Genomic DNA, 2,929 nt, shown 5'->3' with positions numbered 1-2,929 from the left:
CACATGTTCCACGCCGGTTGCCTGGCGGCGTTGGAGTCCCGTTTCGTTCCCGATCCGGGGAGTGTCTGCTGACTCCAATTCCAGAGCCACCTGCTGAGGAGGCACAGATGGGTGGGTCTTCTCGCCTACGTGAAACGTAGCCAACTTCGGTCACCTCCTACGGTCTTGGTGTTGGCTGGTGCTGGTAACGGCGGCCCTCGTACCCTGCGGACTGAAAGGCCCCTCGTTTACGAGAGGGATCCCGTTACTGTGATACTCCAACTCGGTCGAGGATCCAGGAGAGCGTGAACGCTTCCTCGTGCCAGGCGTCGTAGCGGCCGCTACGCCCCCCGTGCCCGGCACCCATCTCGGTCTTCAAAAGGAACGGCCCTCCCTGCGCCACCGCACGCAGACGCGCGATCCACTTGGCGGGCTCGTGATAGAAGACTCGAGTGTCGTTGAACGACGTGATCGCAAGGATTGGGGGGTAAACGTCATCGCGGACATTCTCATACGGCGAGTACGACTTCATGTACGCGTACACGTCCGCATTGTGCAGGGGATCGCCCCACTCGTCCCATTCGATCACAGTCAGCGGCAGCGACGGATCCAGGATCGTGTTCAACGCGTCCACGAACGGAACCTCGGCCACGATCGCCGTGAACTCCTCGGGCGCCAGATTGGCCACCGCGCCCATCAGCAGCCCGCCCGCCGACCCGCCCCGCGCGATGATCGGACCCGACCATTCGCTCTTCAGATGCCGCGCGACGGCCACGAAGTCGGTGAAGGTGTTCTTCTTCCGGTTGAGCTTGCCGTCCTCATACCAGTGCCGGCCCATCTCCCCGCCACCGCGCACATGCGCGACGGCGAATGCGAACCCCCGATCCAGCAGTGACAGCCGGGCGACCGAGAAGTACGGATCGATCGAGTTCTCGTAGCTCCCGTAGCCGTACAGAAGCGTGGGCGCGGGCCGCGGCGTGCCCTTCCTGATGACGAGCGAGATCGGGATCCTCGTGCCATCTTCGGCCGTGGCCCACTCACGGAACTGCTCGTAGTCCGCCGGGTCGTAACCGCCGAGCACCGGCCGCCGCTTCAAAAGAATGAGCGTGTGACTCGGCAGGTCGAAGTCATACACCGAGGGCGGGGTGACCATCGAGGTGTAGCCAAGCCGAAGCCGCGACGTGACGAACTCCGAGTTCCCCGAAGGCGCGACGTCATACAGCGGTTCCGGAAACTCGATCTCGTAAGGCTCCGCGCCTTCGGGCAGGATCCGCAGGCCTGTGAGCCCATCCCGGCGGAAGTGCACGACCAGGTGCGACTGGAAGGCGTCCACATCCAGCAGCCGGGTGTCCTCACGATGCGGGATCACGGCAGTCCAGACCGCGGGATCGTCAACCGGGGCGCTGGCCAACTCGAAGTTCGCGGCGCCCTGGTTGTGCAGCACGAGGAACCGGTCGTTCTGGTGGTCAACGTGATACTCGACACCGGTCTCCCGGGGGCGGATCACGGTGAACTCGCCCAACGGGTTGTTCGCGTCCAGGAACCGAACCTCGCTGGTGATCTTGCTGTGTGCTCCGAGGATCAGGAAACGCTCGCTTCGCGAGAGTCCGATGCCGATCCAGAAGCGCTCGTCGTCCTCCTGGAAGACCACGGGATCCGGATCTGCTGACCCCAGCGTGTGGCGGAACACCCGATTCGGCCGCCAAGCCTCATCGACCATCGTGTAGAAGAACGCCGACCCGTCACCCGCCCAGGCGCCGCCGTAGAAGATTCCAGGGATCTCGTCACTGAGCACTTCGCCGGTGCTCAGGCTCTTGAACCTGAGCGTGAACCTTTCATCCCCGGAGAAATCAGTGGAGTAGGCGAGCATCGTGCCATCGGGGCTCACCGAGCTGGTGCCGATCGCGAAGAACGGGCTGTCCCCGGCCAACTCGTTGCCATCGAGCAGGATCTGCTCCCCAGGCAACGGCTCCCCGGGCGTCAACACCGGCGGATCGTCGCCGTCGGCCGCCACACGGCATTGAATGCCGTATTGCTTGCCTTCCTCGGTGCGCGAGTAATACCACCAGGCCCCCTTGCGCGTCGGCACGCTGAGGTCGGTTTCCAGAGTCCGGCCCTTGATCTCCTGGAAGATCGAATCCTGAAGGGGCTTCAAATGCGCGGAGGCCGCGTTGGTGTAGGCGTTCTCCGCCTCCAGGTAGGCGACCGTGTCCGGATCGTCCTTCTTGATGAGCCAGGCGTATTCGTCGATCACGGTGTCGCCGTGATGTGTGCGCTCGGCCGGAACCCTCTTCGCCGCTGGGGGCATGTCGCTGCTCACCCGGACACTCTATGTCTGGCGGATCTGCCCGCACGGCGACTCCGTGACGCCTGTGGATAACTCCCATCGCTGTGGACAGAGCCCTGGAGATCCCACCGCTCATAGCGTCGTCCCGGGGGAGTCCGGGGCCGTCGCCCTGGGGTCGTCCGCCGTCTTCCCGGCGTTGTTCGTGCTGCCGCACTCGTGGAGGCTGCTAATGTTTTCTTGTCGGGATCGCCCGGCGCAATCCAATCCCTCTCACTTCGGTGGCGGTTGTTGGTGTGCCAGATCGATCACGACGATCCCTCGAAACATGGCGGTTCGGAAGATCGGTTCGCAAGAGTCGATTCGGGCTGGTAAGTTAGAGGGGTTGCCCCGGATTCGGGGTGGTCCGAAGTCCCGCAAGATGATCAGGTCAGTGTCAAGTCGGTTGATTTGACAGAGATCGGGAAGCTTGCGAAGATCGCGACACAGCGTGAACGACACCTCCGGTTGAGAATCCTTCGATTCGAAGGCTGGATGTTCGTGTGCGTTTCTTGAGAACTCAACAGTGTGCTAAAAGCCAGTGCATGATGCACAACCCCGTCTATTTTGACGGATTCCTTTGGTTGAACATTATGTTTCAGCTGGAGATCTTCTTTTCAAGCATTT

At 62.3% G+C, this 2,929-nt stretch carries 1 protein-coding gene; it reads right to left on the bottom strand.

The window, feature by feature from the left end:
* Positions 1–244: 244 nt before the first annotated feature.
* Positions 245–2,299, bottom strand: a complete 2,055-nt coding sequence (locus ABGB08_RS54285; RefSeq protein WP_347608356.1) for a S9 family peptidase — start codon at positions 2,297–2,299, stop codon at positions 245–247.
* Positions 2,300–2,929 lie beyond the last annotated feature (630 nt).

It is taken from the genome of Acrocarpospora sp. B8E8, assembly GCF_039871605.1.
In the GTDB taxonomy this organism is placed as follows: domain Bacteria; phylum Actinomycetota; class Actinomycetes; order Streptosporangiales; family Streptosporangiaceae; genus Acrocarpospora; species Acrocarpospora macrocephala.
This window is presented reverse-complemented; position numbering and strand designations above follow the sequence as displayed.